We start from the raw sequence: 19514 nt of genomic DNA on the forward strand, positions 1-19514 counted from the left end.
GGGTCGAAATTGAATATCAGCGAACAGCGCGAAGTTGCCCGTCCCCGGGCACGCGGCACCGAGCGTTCACTGGCGCGCCGCGCCGAACTCATCTCCATCGGACGGAAGTTGTTCGCCGACACGTCCTACGACGCGCTGTCGATGGACGACATCGCCCGGCAGGCGCACGTCGCCAAAGGGCTGATCTACTACTACTTCCAGTCCAAGCGCGGCTACTACCTGGCGATCATCCAGGACTCCGTCGCCGACCTGGTCTCCTTCGCTGCGAGCGGCCTCGAACTGCCGCAGGTGGACCGGGTGCACCGCACCATCGACAGTTATCTGCGCTACGCGGAGCACAACCAGGCCGCCTACCGGACGATCGTCAGCGGCGGCGTCGGCTTCGACACCGAGGTGCACGCGATCCGGGACGGGGTGCGCGCGGCGATCGTGTCGACCATCGCCGAGGGCGCGTACGGCCGCAGCGACATCCCGCCGCTGCCCCGCATGGGCCTGCTCTCCTGGGTGTGCAGCGTCGAGGGAGCCACCCTCGAATGGATCGACCGCCCCGGACTCTCCCGCGAGGTCATGGGCGACCTGCTGGTGAAGACCCTCGGCGGCTCCCTGCGCGCCATCGAGGAACTCGACCCTTCCTTCCCGGCCCCGAAGCCGGCCCGTCGCGAGGACTGACGCAGGTCCTTGCGTCTCCTGCGCCCTTCTGCCCGTGCGGCGACGGCGTCGCGCGCGCATACTCACAGCGCGAAGCCGTCGGCCAGCCAGGGAGGAGGAGGCCGCCATGCCCGAGCGCGCTCCGACCCCGGTGGAGCGGCCGCTGCCCACGGCCGAGGCCCGGGACCTCATGACCCTCGTCCGTGACCTCGCCCGCCGCGAGGTCGCGCCGCGAGCCGCGGAGGAAGAGGAGGCCGGCCGCTTCCCGCGCGAGCTGTTCACCCTTCTGTCCGCATCGGGGCTGCTCGGTCTGCCGTACGACTCCGCGTACGGCGGCGGCGAGCAGCCCTACGAGGTCTACCTCCAGGTCCTCGAAGAGCTCGCCGCGGCCCGCCTCACCGTCGGGCTCGGCGTCAGCGTGCACACCCTGGCCTCTTACGCCCTCGCCGCTCACGGCACGCACGAGCAGCGGGCCGCGCATCTGCCCGCCATGCTCGGCGGCGGGCTGCTCGGCGCCTACTGCCTGTCCGAGCCGTCCTCCGGCTCGGACGCGGCCGCGCTGCGGACCAGGGCCGTACGGGAGGGCGACAACTGGGTGATCACCGGAACCAAGGCCTGGACGACGCACGGCGGGATCGCCGACTTCTACACCGTCATGGCCCGTAGCGGCGGCGAGGGCGCCCGGGGGATCACCGCGTTCCTGGTGCCCGGCGACGCCGTGGGCCTGAGCGCCGCAGCCCCCGAGCGGAAGATGGGACTCAAGGGCTCGCCCACCGCCCAGGTCCACTTCGACGGTGTACGGATCCCCGACGCGCGCCGCATCGGCGACGAGGGCCAGGGCTTCGCGATCGCCCTGGCCGCGCTGGACTCCGGGCGGCTCGGCATCGCCGCCTGCGCGGTCGGCGTCGCTCAGGCGGCCCTCGACGAGGCCGTCGCCTACGCGAGGCAGCGGCGGCAGTTCGGGCGGCCGATCGCCGACTTCCAGGGGCTGCGCTTCCTGCTCGCCGACATGGCGACCCGGATTGAGGCGGGCCGGGCGCTCTATCTCGCGGCCGCGCGGCTGCGGGACGCCGGCCGGCCCTTCGCCCGGCAGGCCGCCATGGCCAAACTCCACTGCACCGACGCCGCCATGCAGGTCACCACGGATGCCGTCCAGGTCCTCGGCGGATACGGCTGCACCGCGGACTTCCCGGTCGAGCGCTACCTGCGCGAGGCCAAGGTCCTACAGATCGTCGAGGGCACCAACCAGATCCAGCGGATGGTCATCGCCCGTCACCTACTGGGTCCGGAAACCCGCTGAACTGTCCGGGGCGCACCTGCGGGGCCGCCAGCCGTACCCATTCCGGGTCGTGGCGCCCCGGCAGCGTACGGCCCCGGTCGGCCCAGACGCGTAGCAGCTCACGGTAGATGGGCGGGTCCTGCGGGGGCGGCGGAGCAGGCAGAGCAGGCGGAGCGGGCTGAACCGATTCCGCACGGACGGGCCGCGGGCGCACGGGGACGAAGAGCGTGCGGTGACGCCCGGGCGCAGCCGAAGAAATGGGGGTCATACCGGGGCAACGCGGAGGTATGACGACAGGTCACCGGAAGATGCGATCGAGCGTCAGTTCGGGACGTGCCCCGGTTCGGGGCCGGTACGCATCTGTTCCGCGGGTCATGTCTGACGTACCGTCAAATCCCTTGCCCTCAGGGAGGTGTGCTCATGGACGACGACCGCCCCGTGCCGCTCGACGAGTACCCCGTCCACCAGGTGCCCCTGTCGATGAAGCACGTAGCGACCGGCGACCGCAACGCCTACGACCGCTGCATCTTCCACGTCCTCGACCACCAGGGGCGAGCCCTGCTGATCGCCGGCCTCGGGGTCTACCCCAACCTCGGCGTGATCGACGCCTACGCCACCCTGCGCCTCGGTGATCGCCTGCACGCCGTCCGCGCCTCCGACGCCCTCGGCGAGGACCGTATGCGGCTGGAGGTCGGCCCCCTGCGCATCCAGGTCGAGCGCCCGCTGCGCGACTTCGTGCTGAGCTGCGCGGCGGACCCGGACGACCCCGAAGGACTGTCGTACGAGATCCACTGGTCGGCGGACTTTCCGGCCCTGTGGGAGCCGCACCACCAGCAGCGGCGCGGCGGGCGGCTCACGCTGGAGGGGAAGCGGTTCGTGCAGGCGGGCCGGTGCGTGGGATGGCTGCGCGCGGGCGGCGAGCTGACGCGGCTGACGGCCGGCGCATGGACCGGCACCCGCGACCGCAGCTGGGGCGTGCGGCCCGTGCCCGGCGAGGAGGGCGGGCGGCTCGCCCAGGACCACCCGACCGAGGGCTTCCACTGGATCTGGTGCCCGGTCCGTTTCGACGACCGCTTCCTGATGGTCATCATGCAGGAGGACGCGGACGGATACCGCTCCCTGAACGACGCCACGCTCGTCCGCCCGGGCCGCCGCGACCGCCAACTCGGCTGGCCCCAGGCCGAGATCACCTACCGGCCGGGCACCCGCCACCCGGAGCACGCCCTCATCCGCCTCGGGGACCTCCGCAAGCCGCTGGAGCTCGAGGCGGAGATCCTCGCCTCCTCCCCGCTCGCGATCGGCGCCGGCTACCCGCCGGCCGACGACTGGCAGCACGGCACCTGGCGCGGCCCCCGCTGGACCGACCGCCGCAGCTACGACCTGTCGAGCCCGCACCCCTTGGCCGGGTACGGGGTGACCGACCACGCCGCCCGCTTCCGCCTCGACGGCCGGACCGGCCACGGGATCTTCGAGCACGGCTCGTTCGGCCGGCACGATCCGAGCGGCTTCACCGGCTTCGACTCGGTCGCGCCGTAAGGCAGTCGCAGCCAGGGCGTGTTTCGCCCCAGGCCCTCTGGAGGTCACATGGCCACGGCACCCCGCCCCCGCACCAGCACCCGCGACCCCGAGGAGATCGCCGGCCGGCTCACGGTCTGGCTCGCCACCCGTCTGCCCGGCGCCCGGGCCGTCGACGTCACCGTCCCCGCCTCCAACGGGATGTCCAGCGAGACCCTGCTCTTCGACATCGAGCACCCGAGGCGGCTTCAACCGCCCTTCCGGGCCTGCGCGTTGAGGCTCGCGGCCGACCCGTCGGCGTACACGGTGTTCCCGGTGTACGACATGGTCCGCCAGTACCGCACGATGCGCCTGGTGGCCCAGCACACGGACGTGCCCGTGCCGCGCGTGCTCTGGCTGGAGGAGGACCCCGAGCCGCTCGGCGCGCCGTTCTTCGTCATGCAGCGCGTCGAGGGGCGCGTACCGCCCGACGTCATGCCGTACACCTACGAGGGCAACTGGCTGCACGCGGCGAACGATGCCCAGCGCGCACACCTGGAGGCGGCCACGATCAGCCTGTTGGCCCGGCTGCACGATCAAGTGCCGCTGGAGGAGGCCGAGTTCCTCGCCCTCCCCGGTGACGGCGACGCACTCCACCGCCATGTGGAGGCCCAACGCGCCTACTACCACTGGGTCGTCGACGGTCTGCCCCGCTCACCGCTCATCGAGGACGCTTTCGAGGGGCTCACCGAACTCTGGCCGCGCGATCCCGGCACACCGGTGCTCACCTGGGGCGACGCCCGCATCGGGAACGTGATCTACGACGGCTTCGAGCCCGCGGCCGTCCTCGACTGGGAGATGGCGGCCCTCGCCCCGCGCGAGGTGGACCTCGGCTGGACGATCTACCTGCACCGCTTCTTCCACGACCTCACCGTCGCCTCCGGCGGGCACGGACTGCCCGGCTTCCTGCGCCGCGAACGCGTCGAGGAACGCTACGCACGGCTCACCGGACACACCCCGCGGGACATGGACTTCTACACCCTGTACGCCGCACTGCGGCAGGCGATCGTGATGCTGCGCGTCGCCTACCGGCAGGTGTACTTCGGCGAGGTCGTCGTCCCGGCCGATCCGGACAGCCTGATCCTGCACCACGGCAGCCTGCGGGCCATGGTGCAGGGCAGCTACTGGAGTTGAGCCGGTGAAGCGAGCGCGGAAACGGCGCTCAGGCGGCGGCGCGGCGCAACGTCGGCACGCGCATCGGGCGTGAGGCCGGGCCACCGACGTGCGAGAAGGGCTGCGTACGCCAGTCCAGTCCCTGAGGGAGCGTCAACAGAAGCGCGGTGTCCTGCTCCTGGGGCTCCACGGACTCGTCCGCGGGCCGGGCCTCGGATGCCGCGCGCCCCGTCCCGGCGCAGACCGTGAGCCCGAACGGGTTCCACGGCGAGGCGCACAGCGCGTGCTCCGGCAGGCTCTCCTCGTCCGCCAGCAGCGCGATGGGCTGCGCGCAGTCCGGGCAGATCACCCGGTACATCTCGAAGGTGTCGTACGCGTCGAAGTCGTCGGCCTCGTCGGCGTCGAAGCTGTCGGAGTAGTCCAGGTCGGCGGGTTCGACGCCCTCCGGCTGGGGCTCGACGACCGACTGGAGCCGCTTGGGCGCGGTGCGACCAGGGCGCTTAAGACTCTGCATGGGATTCTCCCCCTCGGGCTGGGCCGTGAAGGCACTGCGGCCTCGACCACAGCAAGCACTTCCCACCCCGTCTCGGCGGTAATCACGAGGCCATCACGAAGCCTTGACGAGCGCTGTGGCATTCGTCACATGCCGCATGCAGGTGCCGGGTGCCGCTCTCTCGTAAACCGGCTATGACCTGGGGTGCATAGGTATACGCGGAGATCAGGCGCACTGTAAGTTCTTGCGTCATGGAGGAGCTGGACCGACAAATCGTGCAGCTGCTCGTCAAGGACGGGCGGATGAGTTACACCGATCTGGGCAAGGCCACGGGCCTGTCCACGTCGGCCGTGCACCAACGAGTGCGCCGGCTGGAACAGCGCGGCGTCATCCGTGGGTACGCGGCCGTCGTCGACCCCGAGGCCGTCGGGCTGCCCCTGACCGCCTTCATCTCGGTGAAACCCTTCGACCCCAGCGCCCCCGACGACATCGCGGACCGGCTGGCCGGCGTACCCGAGATCGAGGCCTGCCACAGCGTGGCCGGTGACGAGAACTACATCCTCAAGGTGCGCGTGGCCACCCCGCACGAGCTGGAGGAGCTGCTCGGGCGGCTCCGGGCGCTCGCGGGGGTGTCGACGCGGACGACGGTCGTCCTGTCCACCCCCTACGAGGCCCGGCCGCCGCAGATCTGAGGGGTCCCCCGTGCCGGGCGGCCGGGGGAGAGGCGCGAGACTGTTGCCCATGAGTGAGCGCGCCCCCCAGTCGAAGACCGTCCTGCTCCGCCGAGGAGAGGTCCACAGCCCTGCCGACCCGTTCGCGACCGCGATGGTCGTCGAGCGCGGCCAGGTCGCCTGGGTCGGCTCCGAGGGCGCCGCCGACGCCTTCGCGGACGGCGTGGACGAGGTGCTCGACCTGGACGGCGCGCTCGTCACCCCGGCGTTCACCGACGCCCATGTGCACACCACCTCCACCGGCCTCGCGTTGACGGGCCTCGACCTGTCCCGCGCCCCCTCCCTGGAGGCCGCCCTCGCCCGCGTAAGGGACTTCGCGGAGGCCCGACCGCAGGACAAGGTGCTGCTCGGGCACGGCTGGGACGCCTCTCGCTGGCCCGGCGGCCGCCCCCCGACGCGCACCGAACTCGACACGGCCACCGGCGGCCGTCCCCTCTACCTGTCCCGCATCGACGTCCACTCGGCGGTCGTCACCACGGCCCTGCTGGAGCTCACCCCCGGCCTCGGCGCACCCGACGGCCCGCTCACCGCCGACGCCCACCACGTCGTCCGCGCCGCCGCGTTCGCAGCCGTGACGCCCGCACAGCGCACCGAGGCCCAGCGGGCCGCCCTCGCGCACGCCGCCTCCCTGGGCATCGGCTCCGTCCACGAGTGCGCCGGCCCCGAGATCTCCTCCGAGGACGACTTCACGGACCTGTTGCGGCTCGCCGCCGAGGAGAGCGGCCCGCGGGTCGTGGGCTACTGGGCCGAGCAGGATGTCGACAAGGCACGCCAGCTGGGCGCGCTCGGGGCCGCCGGCGACCTGTTCGTCGACGGGGCCCTCGGCTCCCACACCGCCTGTCTGCACACCCCGTACACCGACGCCGATCACACCGGCGCCGCCTACCTGGGCGCCGCCGAGGTCGCCGCGCATGTGACGGCCTGCACCGAGACCGGCCTCCAGGCGGGCTTCCACGCCATCGGAGACGCCGCCGTGACCGCCGTCGTGGAGGGCGTGCGGGCCGCCGCGGAGAAGGTCGGCCTCGCCCGGATCCGCGCCGCCCGCCACCGCGTGGAGCACGCCGAGATGCTCACCCCCGAGACGATCGCCGCCTTCGCCGAGCTCGGCCTCACGGCCTCCGTCCAGCCCGCCTTCGACGCCCTGTGGGGCGGCGAAGAGGGCATGTACGCCCAGCGTCTCGGCGCCGAGCGGGCCCGCACCCTGAACCCCTTCGCGGCCCTCCTGCGCGCCGGCGTTCCGCTCGCCTTCGGCTCCGACAGCCCGGTCACGCCCCTCGACCCGTGGGGCACGGTCCGCGCCGCCGCCTTCCACCGCACGCCCGAGCACCGCGTCTCGGTACGCGCCGCGTTCACGGCCCACACGCGCGGCGGCTGGCGGGCGGTCGGCCGCGACGACGCGGGCGTCCTGGTCCCGGGCGCACCCGCCGACTACGCGGTCTGGCGTACGGAGGAACTGGTCGTCCAGGCCCCCGACGACCGGGTCGCCCGCTGGTCCACCGACCCTCGTTCCGGCACCCCCGGACTGCCCGATCTGACCCCCGGCGCCGACCTCCCGGTATGTCTTCGGACGGTGGTGGGCGGCCGGACCGTGTTCGTGCGGCCGAGCGAGTGATCTCCCGGGGTGGCGCGGGGAGGATCACCCGTCCGCCCGTCGTCGCACGACCTGCGTCTCCGCCCCGCTGACCAGGGCATTGGTGAAATACCCGCAGGTCGAACGGCTGTTGACAGCCGACGGCGGAAGGCCGGTAGGTTCGGCGGAGTCCACCACCGGACGCCCCGCCGGGGAATGTCCGCGCACTCGCCGCGGCGCCGCTGGGTCAGGGACGGTGTGCCGCACCGGCGCACCGCCACTGGCAGCCAGGCTCAGCGCCCGCGCCGCAGCGAGGGAACGTTCCGGCCGGTCGGGGAGGTGTGACCCGGGTGGGGCCCGGGCGCTCAGTAGACAACGGCATTCGGCCGACCCGCAGCCAGCGGGTCCCGGGCCGGCCCGAAGGGCGCCGGGCCCCCATCCGCAGCAGGCTTGTACACACCCGCGCGGGGTAGGTACGTACAAACAAGCTCAAAAGCACGTACATACCCGGCTCTCGCCTGTTCGACACCAGGAGTCGGTCGTCCTGTCATGTCGGCGCAGGCGAGGGCCACTATGGTGGTTCCCTGCGTACGGACACGAAGGGGCAGCAGTGAACGACGGCGACGGGACCCTCGCGGCACAGGACCGAGGGAGACAGTTCGGTCCGCTCGGCACCGCCTTGGTGATCATTCCGACCTACAACGAGGCGGAGAACATCAAGAGCATCGTCGACCGGGTCCGCAAGGCTGTCCCCGAGGCCCACGTCCTCGTGGCCGACGACAACAGCCCCGACGGCACCGGCAAGCTCGCCGACGAACTGGCCGTCGGGGACGACCAGGTGCAGGTCCTGCACCGCAAGGGCAAGGAAGGCCTCGGCGCCGCCTACCTGGCGGGTTTCCGCTGGGGCCTGGAGAACGGCTACGGCGTGCTGATCGAGATGGACGCCGACGGCTCCCACCAGCCCGAGGAACTGCCTCGTCTGCTCACCGCGCTCAAGGGCGCCGACCTGGTCCTGGGCTCCCGCTGGGTGCCGGGCGGCCGGGTGGTGAACTGGCCCAAGTCCCGCGAGGTGATCTCCCGCGGCGGCAGCCTCTACTCCCGCCTCGCCCTCGACCTCCCCCTGCGCGACATCACCGGCGGCTACCGTGCCTTCCGCCGGGAGACCCTGGAGGGCCTCGGCCTCGACGAGGTCGCCTCCCAGGGCTACTGCTTCCAGGTCGACCTCGCCCGCCGCGCGGTCAAGGCCGGCTTCCATGTCGTCGAAGTCCCCATCACCTTCGTCGAGCGCGAGCTCGGTGACTCCAAGATGAGCCGCGACATCCTCGTGGAGGCGCTCTGGCGGGTCACGGCGTGGGGCGTGGGGGAGCGGGTAGGCAAGATCACCGGCCGTTCCGCCGACCAGCCGTCCGCCAAGCCGCTCGGCGCCACCGAGCCCCGCAAGGGCGCGGAGCCCCGCAAGGACCCTCAGTCCGACCAGGACGAGCAGTCCGACCAGGACGAGCCTCACAAGGGTGCGGAGCCTCACAGCGGCGGCTGAACGTCCTCTTACGCCGCTCTGAGCCGGGTCCGGGCACACTGGGGGCATGACGACTGGCGCTCCGATCCCGACGTACCCCGCTTCCGCATCAGCATCCGCTCCCACCCGGCCCCGCCGCTCCCGTCTGCGGACGTTCCTGCCGCTGGGGCTCGCCGCGTGGCTGGTGCTGGAGATCTGGCTGCTGACCGTGGTCGCCGGGGCGGCCGGCGGATTCACCGTCTTCCTGCTGCTGCTCGCCGGGTTCCTGCTCGGCTCGGTGGTCATCAAGCGCGCGGGTCGGCGAGCCTTCCAGCACCTGAACGAGGCGCTCCAGCGCGGCACGGCCCCCACCCGGGGCGGCGGCAACGGCCTGATGATGCTCGGCGGTCTCCTGCTGATGATCCCGGGCCTGGCCTCCGACGCGCTCGGCCTGCTCCTGCTGCTTCCGCCGGTCCAGAAGGCCGTGGGCGCCTACGCGGAACGCACGGTCGACCGCAAACTCCGCGAGGCGGGCTCGGGCAGCCTGGGTGACGCCTTCCAGCAGGCCCGCATCCACCGCCCGGACGGCAAGGTGGTCCAGGGCGAGGTCATCAGGGACGAGCAGTAACACCACCCGGCCTGTCCGACGTCCGAGGAGGACGAGGCCCGGGGGCCGGTCCCGGGCCGACGGGGTCCCCACGGGGGCCCGATGGGGGTCTGAGGGGGCGGAGGCCGCCAGGGCCGGTCACCCGGAACCGGCGGAGCGCAGCACAACGACCGCGGGCGCCGTACGCATATCTCACGTACGGCGCCCGCGGTCATTGGCGCGCGTTTCTTGCCGGCCTCCCGCTACGCGGACTTGCGGCTGTCCCGGGGATGCACCGCAAGGTTCATCGCCCCGGACCGCAGAACGGCCAGCCTCTCCTCGAGGACCTCTTCCAGTTCCTCGCGGGTCCGCCGCTCCATCAGCATGTCCCAGTGCGTACGCGCGGGCTTGGCCTTCTTTTCCTCAGGGCCGTCGCCGTCCACGAGGAGTGCAGGGGCTCCACAGACCTTGCACTCCCACTCCGGCGGAATCTCCGCCTCGACCGAGAAGGGCATCTCAAAGCGGTGCCCCTTCTCGCATGCGTACTCCACGGCCTGGCGCGGGGCCAGGTCGATGCCGCGGTCCGTCTCGTAGCTGGTCACCACGAGGCGCGTGCCGCGAAGAGCTCGCTCACTCATGAATCGTGCCTCCCGGGCTTGTCGCCCACAGGACAGGTGTCGCTGTCGTCGTCATCCGGTCAACGTCCGGTCGGCGGTAAAGATTCCCGTTCCGTGTCCCGTTCCGGGTCGTGCGTCGCCGTCGTAGCCGCAGCCTTGTCAACCAGTGCAGTACCCACCGGCGCCCGGTTTGTCACATCTGAAAGGAGATGTCACCCAGCGTTTCGGCATCTTTGACGCGCAGTAACGGTACGCCTGGCAGGCCAAACGCGTACACTACCGCCCTTTCGCGTTGAGCGCTAAATCTTCTCGGGTACCGGGTTACCCGCGTTGCCGATCGCCTGCCGCACCGGCACCCGCGCGAGCAGGAGAAACCCGATGACGAAGAAGGCCACCAGCGAGACGATCGCGTCCCGGTAACTACCGGTCAGCTGGTAGGTAAAGCCGAACATCAGTGGCCCCAACCAGCTCATCCCCCGGTCGCTCATCTCGTAAGCGGAGAAGTACTCGGCTTCCTTGCCCGGCGGGACCAGATGGGAGAAGAGGGAGCGGGACAGGGCCTGGCTGCCGCCGAGGACCAGTCCGATGGCGGCCGCCAGCAGGAAGAAACCCATCGGCGCCCCGGCGGGCAGGAAGTACCCGGCGCCCAGGGTGAGCGTCCACGCCACCAGCGAGCCGAGAATCGTCTGCTTCGCGCCGTACGTCCGGGCCAGGCGCCCCATGCCCAGCGCGCCCGCCACGGCCAGCACCTGCACCAGCAGGACGGCGCCGATCAGCGTGGACTGGCTCAGGCCGAGCTCCTCGGAGCCGTAGACCGAGGCCTGGGAGATCACGGTCTGGATGCCGTCGTTGTAAACGAGATACGCGAGGAGGAAGGCGAGGGTCAGTGGGTGGCGGCGCATGTCACGGACCGTCGCCGCCAGCTGCCGTAGCCCCGGAGCGGTCGCCTCCGCGCGCACCACGGACGGGCGGTCGCGCAGCCGCAGCAGCGGAACGAGCGTGAAGCCGCCCCACCACAGGCCGGCGGAGGCCAGGCAGATGCGGACGGCCATCGACTCGGAGACGCCGAAGGAGTCGTGCGCGAGGTACAGCACCAGGTTGACGACCAGGACCAGTGAGCCCGCGACATACCCGAAGGCCCAGCCCCGGGAGGAGACCGCGTCGCGTTCCTCGGGCGGGGCGATCTGCGGGAGGTAGGAGTTGTAGAGCATCATCGCCACGGACTGGGCGGCGTTCGCCACGATCAGCAGCACACCGCCCAGTAGGTAGCGGTCGCCGCCGAGGAAGAACATGCCGGTCGTGGCCGCGGCGCCGACGTAGGCGGCGGCGCCCAGCAGCGGCTTCTTGCGCCCGGAGCGGTCGGCTGCCGCGCCCACCAGCGGCATCACCAGGACGGCCACGATCACCGACAGGGACACCGAGTACGCGAAGAAGGAGCCCGCGCGGACCGGGACGCCCAGAGGATGCACGTATCCGCCGGAGTCCGCCGCCTCCTTGGCGACCGACGTCAGGTAGGGGCCGAGGAACACGGTGAGCACGCTCGTCGAGTAGACCGAGCACGCCCAGTCGTAGAAGTACCAGCCGCGCTGTTCGCGCCGCCGCTCGGCGGCTTCGCCGAAGGCCGCCGCCCGCACGGTGTCGGTGCCCACCCGTGCCCTCGCTTCCCGCTGCCGCAACCGCGCGCGGGCGGTGGCCCGAGGGGTCAGGCCCAGACGCCCCGGTCCTCCATGACCTTGCGCAACGTGTCGATGTGATCGGTCATGATGCCATCGACTCCCAGGTCCAGGAGCCGGTGCATCCGATCCGCGTCGTTGATGGTCCACACGTGCACCTGCAGGCCGCGCGCGTGGGCGGCGCGCACGAAGCGCGGGTCGACGACCTGGATGCCCGACTGGGCCTCGGGCACCTGCGCGGCTATCGCCGAGCGGCGCAGCGCCACGGGCACGCCCCAGGACCGCAGCCGCAGGTTGAGCACGCCCCGGGTGCCGTACGACGTTGCCAGGCGCGGCCCCGCCAGCCGCTGGGCGCGCACCACGCGGGCCTCGGAGAAGGAGCCGACGCAGACGCGGTCCCATGCGTCGGTGCGTGCGATCAGGTTGAGCAGGGGGTGCAGCGCGGGCTCGTCCTTGAGGTCGACGTTCCAGCGCGCCTCGGGGAAGGTCTCCAACAGTTCCTCGAAGAGCGCCACCGGCTCCTTGCCTCCCACGCGCGCGTGCCGTACGTCCGACCACGGGAGGTCGGCGATGCGGCCGGCGCCGTCGGTCACCCGGTCCAGCGTCGCGTCGTGGAAGGCGACGAGCTTGCCGTCCCGGGTGGCGTGCACATCGGTCTCGAGGTAGCGGTAGCCTGTCTCGATCGCGCGCCGGAACTGCGCCACGGTGTTCTCCAGACCGTCCGCGGCCCCGCCGCGGTGCGCGAACGGGATGGGCCCCGGATGGTCGAGGTAGGGGTGGCGTATGGGCGTGGTCACGGACGCAGTATCGCTCCCCGGGGTGTCCCGGTGGCAACGACCGTGCTGCCGCCGGATGCCGCGGGAACGGCGAAAACCCGCAGGAACAGCTGGGCGAGCGGGCCGATCGACACCGCGTAGAGCAGGGTGCCGACGCCGATGGTGCCGCCGAGGGCGAAGCCGGTCACCACGACCGCCGCCTCCACCGCCGTCCGCATCAGCCGGATCGAGCGCCCGGTGCGCCGGTGCAGCCCCGTCATCAGCCCGTCGCGCGGACCGGGGCCGAAGTCGGCGGCGATGTACAGGCCGGTGGCCGCGCCGTTCAGCACGATGCCCGCGACCAGCAGCGGAACGCGCACGGCCCAGGTGTGCGCCTCGGGGACCAGCGCCAGTGTGCCGTCCATCGCGAGGCCCACGACGAAGACGTTGGAGACCGTGCCGAGGCCCGGGCGCTGCCGCAGCGGGATCCACAGCAGCAGCACTCCCGCGCCCACGAAGATCGACACGACGCCGATCGTCAGGCCGGTGAGCTCGGCCAGTCCCTGGTGGAGGACGTTCCAGGGCTCCAGGCCCAGACCCGCCTCCACGAGCAGGGCCGAGCTGGCGCCGTACAGCGCGAGACCGGCGTACAGCTGGACCAGCCGTCGTGTGAGATGTCCCCGGGTCGCCAAGAGGTGCCCCCTGTGGTCGTAGTGGCCTGACCCGTGCCACTCTGTGGCTTGGAAGCGAACGCCATCCATGGCCAATTCGGGGAAGGTGGACTGGTAACCATGGCGCAGTGGACCTCGGCGGTGGGTGCCGCACAGCTCGCGCGGCTGCTCAAGTCCCAGCAGGACCGCCCCGCGGGCCCCGGGACGCGCCGCCCGCCCGCCTATCGCGCGCTCGCCGACGGCGTCCGGCTGCTGGTGCTGGAGGGTCGCGTCCCCGTCGCCGCCCGTCTGCCCGCCGAACGCGAGCTGGCCCTCGCCCTGTCCGTGAGCCGTACCACCGTCGCCGCCGCCTACGAGGCGCTGCGCGCGGAGGGGTTCCTGGAGTCCCGGCGCGGGGCGGGCAGCTGGACGGCCGTCCCGGCGGGCAACCCGGTCCCGGCGCGCGGCCTGGAGCCCCTGCCGCCCGAGACCCTCGGTTCCATGATCGATCTGGGCTGTGCGGCCCTGCCCGCGCCCGAGCCCTGGCTCACCCGCGCCGTACAGGGCGCGCTGGAGGAGCTGCCGCCGTACGCCCACACACACGGCGACTATCCGGCGGGCCTGCCCGCGCTGCGCGCGATGATCGCCGAGCGGTACACCGCGCGCGGGATACCGACGATGCCCGAGCAGATCATGGTCACCACCGGGGCGATGGGGGCCATCGACGCCATCTGCCATCTGTTCGGCGGGCGCGGCGAGCGCATCGCCGTCGAGTCGCCCTCCTACGCCAACATCCTTCAGCTGATGCGGGAGGCGGGCGCGCGGCTGGTGCCCGTCGCGATGGCGGAGGGGCTCGCCGGCTGGGACATGGACCGCTGGCGCCAGGTCCTGCGCGACGCCGCGCCGCGCATCGCGTACGTCGTCGCCGACTTCCACAACCCGACCGGCGCGCTCGCCGACGAGGACCAGCGGCGCCGGCTCGTGGAGGCGGCCCGCTCCGCCGGGACCGTCCTGGTCGCGGACGAGACGATGAGCGAACTGTGGCTCGACGACGATGTCGAGATGCCGCGGCCCGTGTGCGGCTTCGACCCCGCCGGGTCGACGGTGATCACGGTCGGGTCGGCGAGCAAGGCTTTCTGGGCCGGAATGCGCATCGGCTGGGTGCGCGCGGCTCCGGACGTCATCCGCAGCCTGGTCGCGGCGCGCGCCTACGCCGACCTGGGCACCCCCGTGCTGGAGCAGCTGGCCGTGAACTGGCTGTTCAGCACCGGCGGCTGGGCGCAGGCCGTCGAGCTGCGCCGCGCCCAGGCCCGGGTGAACCGGGACGACCTGGTCGCGGCGGTGCGGCGGGAGCTGCCGGAGTGGGAGTTCGCCGTGCCCAGGGGCGGGCTGACGCTCTGGGTGCGGGCGGGCGGGCTCTCCGGGTCGCGGCTCGCCGAGGCGGGGGAGCGGGTGGGCCTGCGAGTGCCGTCCGGTCCCCGGTTCGGGGTCGACGGCGCCTTCGAGGGGTATGTGCGGCTGCCCTTCACGGTGGGCGGCGCGGTCGCCGAGGAGGCCGCCACACGCCTGGCCGCCGCCGCACGCATCGTCGAGAGCGGCGGCACAGCGGGCGGAGAGGGACCGCGCACGTTTGTCGCGTAGTGGGTGGGCGGGGTGCCGGGGGGTGGCCTGCCTTTGGCGTCTCGTCCGCGATGGCGGCCTCGGCGGTGATGGCGTCCGTCGGCGGTGGAAGTGCGGTCGGCGGTTGTTGCGTGCGGTGGTGGCGAGCGAGGCGCGGTGGGCGGTGAGGGGCCGTGCGCGTTCGTCGTGCAGTCGGTGGGCGAGGATGCTGAAGCGGTCGCCTGCTTCGGCCTCTCGGCCGCGGCGGTGATGGCTTCTGCCGACGGTGGTTGCACAGCGGGTGGGCGGGGTGCCGGGGGCGCCTGCCTTCAGGGTCCGCTCCGCGACGGTGGCTTGTGCGATCGCGGCCTCCGTCGGTGCCGGCCGCGCGGTCGGCGGTCGGTGCGTTCGGTGCGTTCGGTGCGTTCGGTGGTCGTTGCGTTCGGTGGTGGAGCGGGCGGGCGGTTCTGTCCCGTGCGGCGGGGGCGGGTGTGTTGCCCGCCCGCGTGGGCGCCGGTTGTGCCCTACTCCGCGGCCACGGCCTCGACCGGCACCGGCGGCGACTCCGTGTCGGCCGGTGTGGACCGCGGCGGCAGCAGATCCAGCACCGCCCTGCGATGGGCGTCGCTCGTCGCGTCGTCGTACGGATCCGGAGTGGCCGGGACCTGTAGCCGGTGCACCGGACCCGACCCCAGCCGGGCGTATCCGCGCCCCGGCGGGACCTGGTCGACGGGCGTGGTGTGCGGGGGCGCGCCGAGCACCGTCTCCAGCTGCCCCCTCGACGCCGGCCCCAGCACGACACGCGCGCGCGTGTGCTGCCGTACGGCGTCGCTCAGGGAGTCCAGGGCGTCGAACTGTTCGGCCACGACCACCGTGACGGCGGCCGCGCGGCCGTGCCGGAGGGGGACCTGAAGGAGGGACTGCGGGTCCTTGCGGCCGTCCGCCTCGGCGAGGTGGGTGAAGGCGGTGGGGCGGTCCAGCACGATCCACAGGGGCCGCTTGGTGTCGTCCGGCGGCGCGTGACCCGACTGCCGGGCGTGGTTGGCGGCGATGAGCCGGCGCTCCGTCTCGCCCGCCGCCCACTCCAGGGCGGCCAGTGCTCCGGTCAGTCCGACCTCGATGCCCAGGACGCCGTCGCGGCCGGTCAGGCAGGCGTATTCGCCGGTGCCGCCGCCCTCGACGATCAGGACGTCGCCGTACTGCAGGGCCTGCAGGGCGAGGGAGCGCAGGAGGGTCGACGTGCCGCTGCCGGGCTGGCCTACCGCCAGAAGGTGCGGCTCGGTGGAGCGGAGGCCGGTGCGCCAGACGACCGGCGGGACGTCGCGCCGATCCTCGCCGAAGGCGAGAGGCAGTGTGCGCTGGACCCGGGAGGGGTCGGTGAAGCCCAGGACCGTCTCGCCGGGGGCGGTGACGAAGCGCTGGGCGCAGACTTCGGTGGGGAGGGGGGTGAGGACGCTGACCGTGAGTTCGTTGCCCTCCTCGTCCCAGACGAAGAGGTACTCGCGGCCGCGGCCGGACTTCGCGGCGAGGAGCTGCTCGATCCGCGCGCGGGAGGCGGCCTCACCGTCGGGGAAGTATGCCGGGTAGCGGATCACGAGGTGGGTGACGCGGTCCTCGTCGTCGAACTCCTGGGTGGGGAAGACCTTCTCCCAGTCGCCGCCGTGGGCGTACAGGGGAGAAGGGTCTTCGGCCGTCGAGAAGTACGGGACCAGGGCCTCGTACAGGACCTGGAGTCGCTGGATCTGCGATTCGTCAGGGCCGTCGGGAGCCGGTGGGGTGCGGTCCCTGCCCTGCCAGGCCGCTGCCGCCATCAGGGTGATGACGGCAAGCAGCGGGCCGTACGGCACGAGCGCCACGATCAGGATCACCGAGGCCGCCAGGAACAGCAGCGGCCCGCGCTTGTCCTTGGGGGTCTCGGCCCACCTGCGCCGCCCGGCCGAGGCCAGCCGGCGCAGTCCGCGGGTGATCGTGATCAGCGGATGGAGGACATCGGTGGCGCCGTCGGCCGCCGTCCGGGCCAGCTCCCGGCTCCGGGCGATCTGCGCGCTGCCTGTGCTCAGGATGCGGGGGAGGGGGCGCCGGGCCACTGCTGTCTCCTGTAGGTGCGTACGGACGGGGGACGTGCGGCGTCAGAACTTGATGCCGCCGAGGAGGCTGGCCAGGCTCTCGCCGCCGGCCTTGATGCTCGGGGCGATGGCCGTACTGGCCATGTAGAACCCGAACAGGGCCGAGACACAGGCGTGCGACGCCTTGAGCCCGTCCTTGCGGAAGAAGAGGAAGACGATGATGCCGAGCAGGACCACGCCTGACATGGACAGGATCATTTGGTTCTCCTGGTTCGCGGGGACAGTCACCATGAGTACTTCCAGGCTCACAGGATGTATCCATACGATAAAAGGTGCAACTGGGTGAAATACGGCTGATTTACCCCAGGTGGCGGTAGGTCTGCTGGGCTGGCTGAGCAGGGAAATCGCGTCGAACGGGGCTGCCCGTGATCTTTGCCGCCGACGGGACCGGCCATGTGTCCGACGAGCCAGTACGCTGGCGATTCACCTGAACGGTTGTAGCGAGAGGCGGTCCGGCCGATGACTGAAGCCCCCGACCCCGAGGTCGTGGAGCTTGCGACCAAGATCTTCGATCTGGCCCGCCAGGGGCAGACCGAAGAGCTCGTGGCGTACGTCGACGCGGGCGTCCCGGCCAACCTCACCAACGACCGCGGCGACTCGCTCATGATGCTCGCCGCGTATCACGGCCACGCCGACGCGGTACGGGCCCTGCTGGCCCGCGGCGCCGAGGCCGACCGGATCAACGACCGGGGCCAGACCCCGCTCGCCGGGGCCGTCTTCAAGGGCGAGACGGACGTCATCCGGGCCCTGCTGGAGGCCGGCGCCGACCCCTCCCAGGGCACGCCCTCGGCCGTCGACACGGCCCGCATGTTCGACAAGACCGACCTGCTGGAGCTGTTCGGCGCACACTGAGGCCGACCCTCCTGAGCAGGTCAACAGAAGTTCCTGACCAGGTAAATCAACGACCACGGGGGAGGCGGTACAAGGCCGCCGGAAATTTCGGTCGCGGCAGGTAGAACAGCCGGGTCATCATGACGTCGTGATTCACGGACGCGATGGCTGGGCAGGTGTTGCCGCACCGCGCGGGCCGTGATGCGGTCCGCATGGGCCACCGACGAGAGGCAGAGGAAAATGGTCTACAGCAAGCAGGAAACGGCGGGCGCCCCGACGTGTTGTCACGCGGCCAGGTAGTGCACGTCCCCGGTTGCGTCGACGCTTGATGTGAGGCTGTTTCCCATGTTCGATCCGGTCATAGCGCCCAGCGGTACGCTGCTCGGCCTGCTCCAGAGAGGCCGCGGCGACGGCACGCTGCACGCGCTCACCGCCCCGCGGGCCGAGGCCCTCGCGGCGCTGAACCACTGTGTGCTGCGGGACCCCCGCCACGACTGGCAGGTGGAGAACCGCTCCCTCTACTACGCCCGACTCTTCCTCGACCTCAACGGCGAGCTGGACGAGATCGAGGCCCACCTCTTCGACGTCGAGGACGTCTTCGACACCGAGGAGTCACGCACGGGCCTGGCCCTGGCCGTCCTCGGCCACCTCGCCTCCTACGGCCGGCGGGACGCCCTCGCCCTGCTGCGCAGATACGCCGCCACGGGCGCCAACTGGGCCTGGGCGCTGGACGAGCTCGCCCTGCGGGACGACGACGCCGGACTGCGCGCCCTTGCCGCACCCGTGCTCGCGCGGTTCGCCACCGACGCCGAGGGCGAGGCCGAACTGGCCGCCGCGGTACGGGACGCCTTCGAGCCACGGCCCTGGCGGCTGTGGGCCGAGGATCCGCGCGACCACATCTCCACGCGCGTGCGTGCCGCTCATGAAGCCGGCTGTTTCGACCGCTGGCAACGGCAGATGAGCCCCGGCGGACCCCGCCCCGGCTGGAGCGTGGAGGCCGTGCTCGAATGGGCCCAACAAGGCGTCGAACGCGGCGCCGCCCTCCATGTCCCCGCCGCCCGCTGCCTCTCCGCCGTGGCCGGGCCCGAGGACCGCCCCGAGATCGTGCAGGCAGCCAAGGACGGCACCGAGGGAGCCCGGTGCACCGCTCTGCGCTACCTCGCCGACTGCAACGATCCCGACGCCCCCGTCCTGATCGAACAGGCCGTCGCCACCGGCTCGACGGCCGTCGTGGAGGCCGCCGTCGACGCCTTCGAACGCATGCGCAGCATCGCCGCAGTCGACCGGGCCCGCGGCTGGGTCCACCGGCCCGACGCCCTGGGCGCCGCCGCCGGCCGCATGCTCGCCTGCCGGGGCGGCACCCAGGACAGCGACCTGGTCCTCGGCGCCCTGCGCGAGGCCGTACGCGGCGAGGGCTGCGACGCGCCGAGCCTGTGGACCCTCGTCGACGGCGCCGGACGGCTCGGCATTGTCTGCGCGGCACCGGTTTTGCGCCATATCTATCGCGAGACGGCCTCCTCCCATCTGCGGGGTCGCTGCGCCCGCGCACTCGCCGCCACCGACCCCTCCTACGCCGCCGGCTTCGCCGTCGAGTGCCTCTGGGACTGCGAGGAGGGCACCCGCGAGATCGCCGCCCGGCACGCCGAGACCGGTGACGCCCGGGTCGTGGAACGCCTGCGCCGGCTCGCCGCCGACCCGGCCGAGGAGGCGGAGGTCCAGACGGCCGTACGGAGCCGGATCGGCCCCGACGCCGCCTCCGCCATGTGAACCCCGGGGACAGGCCGCCGCCGGAGG

The 19514-nt window shown here is 72.2% G+C and carries 18 protein-coding genes; 11 read left to right on the forward strand and 7 right to left on the reverse strand.

Annotated elements, in window-relative coordinates; translation table 11 throughout:
* The first annotated feature begins 9 nt into the window (after positions 1-9).
* The 4 genes from ACZ5SK_RS17280 to ACZ5SK_RS17295 all read left to right on the forward strand — a co-directional run bounded on the left by ACZ5SK_RS17280 (position 10) and on the right by ACZ5SK_RS17295 (position 4615).
* The gene (locus ACZ5SK_RS17280) at positions 10-669 is read left to right on the forward strand and encodes a TetR/AcrR family transcriptional regulator (RefSeq protein WP_334583189.1); all 660 of its coding nucleotides are present in this window, start codon (positions 10-12) and stop codon (positions 667-669) included.
* 106 nt (positions 670-775) lie between these two features.
* Positions 776-1948: an acyl-CoA dehydrogenase family protein gene (locus tag ACZ5SK_RS17285; protein WP_334583188.1), complete on the forward strand. Its 1173-nt coding sequence runs from the start codon at positions 776-778 to the stop codon at positions 1946-1948.
* A gap of 399 nt (positions 1949-2347) precedes the next feature.
* Positions 2348-3463: an Rv3169 family protein gene (locus ACZ5SK_RS17290; protein WP_468576239.1), complete on the forward strand. Its 1116-nt coding sequence runs from the start codon at positions 2348-2350 to the stop codon at positions 3461-3463.
* Positions 3464-3511: 48 nt separating this feature from the next.
* Positions 3512-4615 carry a phosphotransferase family protein gene (locus ACZ5SK_RS17295; protein ID WP_334583186.1) on the forward strand — a complete coding sequence of 368 codons (1104 nt, stop codon included), beginning with the start codon at positions 3512-3514 and terminating at the stop codon, positions 4613-4615.
* Between the two features lie 28 nt (positions 4616-4643).
* On the opposite strand, the gene ACZ5SK_RS17300 is transcribed toward ACZ5SK_RS17295, so the two are convergent.
* Complete coding sequence (locus ACZ5SK_RS17300) at positions 4644-5108, reverse strand: hypothetical protein (protein ID WP_319334677.1); 465 nt, start codon at positions 5106-5108, stop codon at positions 4644-4646.
* Between the two features lie 230 nt (positions 5109-5338).
* Between ACZ5SK_RS17300 and ACZ5SK_RS17305 the strand changes: the two genes are divergently transcribed.
* The 4 genes from ACZ5SK_RS17305 (at position 5339) to fxsA (ending at position 9511) form a co-directional block, all read left to right on the forward strand.
* Positions 5339-5779, forward strand: coding sequence for an Lrp/AsnC family transcriptional regulator (locus tag ACZ5SK_RS17305; RefSeq protein ID WP_079663570.1), 441 nt, complete (start codon positions 5339-5341; stop codon positions 5777-5779).
* 49 nt (positions 5780-5828) lie between these two features.
* Positions 5829-7430, forward strand: a complete 1602-nt coding sequence (locus tag ACZ5SK_RS17310) for an amidohydrolase (protein ID WP_334583184.1) — start codon at positions 5829-5831, stop codon at positions 7428-7430.
* 568 nt (positions 7431-7998) lie between these two features.
* Entirely contained in the window at positions 7999-8925 is a 927-nt protein-coding gene (locus tag ACZ5SK_RS17315; protein ID WP_334583183.1) for a polyprenol monophosphomannose synthase, read from the forward strand.
* A 46-nt stretch (positions 8926-8971) separates the two neighbouring features.
* Entirely contained in the window at positions 8972-9511 is a 540-nt protein-coding gene (gene fxsA, locus ACZ5SK_RS17320; RefSeq protein WP_334583182.1) for an FxsA family membrane protein, read from the forward strand.
* 221 nt (positions 9512-9732) lie between these two features.
* Here fxsA and ACZ5SK_RS17325 read toward each other — a convergent pair whose 3' ends face one another.
* The 4 genes from ACZ5SK_RS17325 to yczE all read right to left on the reverse strand — a co-directional run bounded on the left by ACZ5SK_RS17325 (position 9733) and on the right by yczE (position 13206).
* A complete protein-coding gene (locus ACZ5SK_RS17325) occupies positions 9733-10107 on the reverse strand; it encodes an RNA polymerase-binding protein RbpA (protein WP_020128921.1) in 375 nt (124 codons plus the stop codon).
* Positions 10108-10385: 278 nt separating this feature from the next.
* Positions 10386-11735, reverse strand: coding sequence for an MFS transporter (locus tag ACZ5SK_RS17330; RefSeq protein WP_468576241.1), 1350 nt, complete (start codon positions 11733-11735; stop codon positions 10386-10388).
* A 53-nt stretch (positions 11736-11788) separates the two neighbouring features.
* Complete coding sequence (locus ACZ5SK_RS17335) at positions 11789-12556, reverse strand: glycerophosphodiester phosphodiesterase family protein (RefSeq protein ID WP_334583180.1); 768 nt, start codon at positions 12554-12556, stop codon at positions 11789-11791.
* The gene (yczE, locus tag ACZ5SK_RS17340) at positions 12553-13206 is read right to left on the reverse strand and encodes a membrane protein YczE (RefSeq protein WP_361701578.1); all 654 of its coding nucleotides are present in this window, start codon (positions 13204-13206) and stop codon (positions 12553-12555) included. Before yczE ends, ACZ5SK_RS17335 begins: the two co-directional genes overlap by 4 nt.
* 99 nt (positions 13207-13305) lie before the next feature.
* Between yczE and ACZ5SK_RS17345 the strand changes: the two genes are divergently transcribed.
* Positions 13306-14805, forward strand: coding sequence for an SCO1417 family PLP biosynthesis transcription factor (locus ACZ5SK_RS17345; RefSeq protein ID WP_361701576.1), 1500 nt, complete (start codon positions 13306-13308; stop codon positions 14803-14805).
* Positions 14806-15287: 482 nt separating this feature from the next.
* Here ACZ5SK_RS17345 and ACZ5SK_RS17350 read toward each other — a convergent pair whose 3' ends face one another.
* Both ACZ5SK_RS17350 and ACZ5SK_RS17355 read right to left on the reverse strand, forming a co-directional pair.
* Positions 15288-16850 carry a P-loop NTPase family protein gene (locus tag ACZ5SK_RS17350; protein ID WP_443041387.1) on the reverse strand — a complete coding sequence of 521 codons (1563 nt, stop codon included), beginning with the start codon at positions 16848-16850 and terminating at the stop codon, positions 15288-15290.
* Between the two features lie 42 nt (positions 16851-16892).
* The gene (locus ACZ5SK_RS17355) at positions 16893-17087 is read right to left on the reverse strand and encodes a hypothetical protein (RefSeq protein WP_327313745.1); all 195 of its coding nucleotides are present in this window, start codon (positions 17085-17087) and stop codon (positions 16893-16895) included.
* A gap of 261 nt (positions 17088-17348) precedes the next feature.
* Between ACZ5SK_RS17355 and ACZ5SK_RS17360 the strand changes: the two genes are divergently transcribed.
* Both ACZ5SK_RS17360 and ACZ5SK_RS17365 read left to right on the forward strand, forming a co-directional pair.
* Positions 17349-17741 carry an ankyrin repeat domain-containing protein gene (locus tag ACZ5SK_RS17360; RefSeq protein ID WP_334583177.1) on the forward strand — a complete coding sequence of 131 codons (393 nt, stop codon included), beginning with the start codon at positions 17349-17351 and terminating at the stop codon, positions 17739-17741.
* Between the two features lie 324 nt (positions 17742-18065).
* Positions 18066-19487: a HEAT repeat domain-containing protein gene (locus ACZ5SK_RS17365; protein WP_468156869.1), complete on the forward strand. Its 1422-nt coding sequence runs from the start codon at positions 18066-18068 to the stop codon at positions 19485-19487.
* Positions 19488-19514 lie beyond the last annotated feature (27 nt).

The sequence above is a fragment of the Streptomyces sp. NPDC031474 genome (assembly GCF_055581185.1).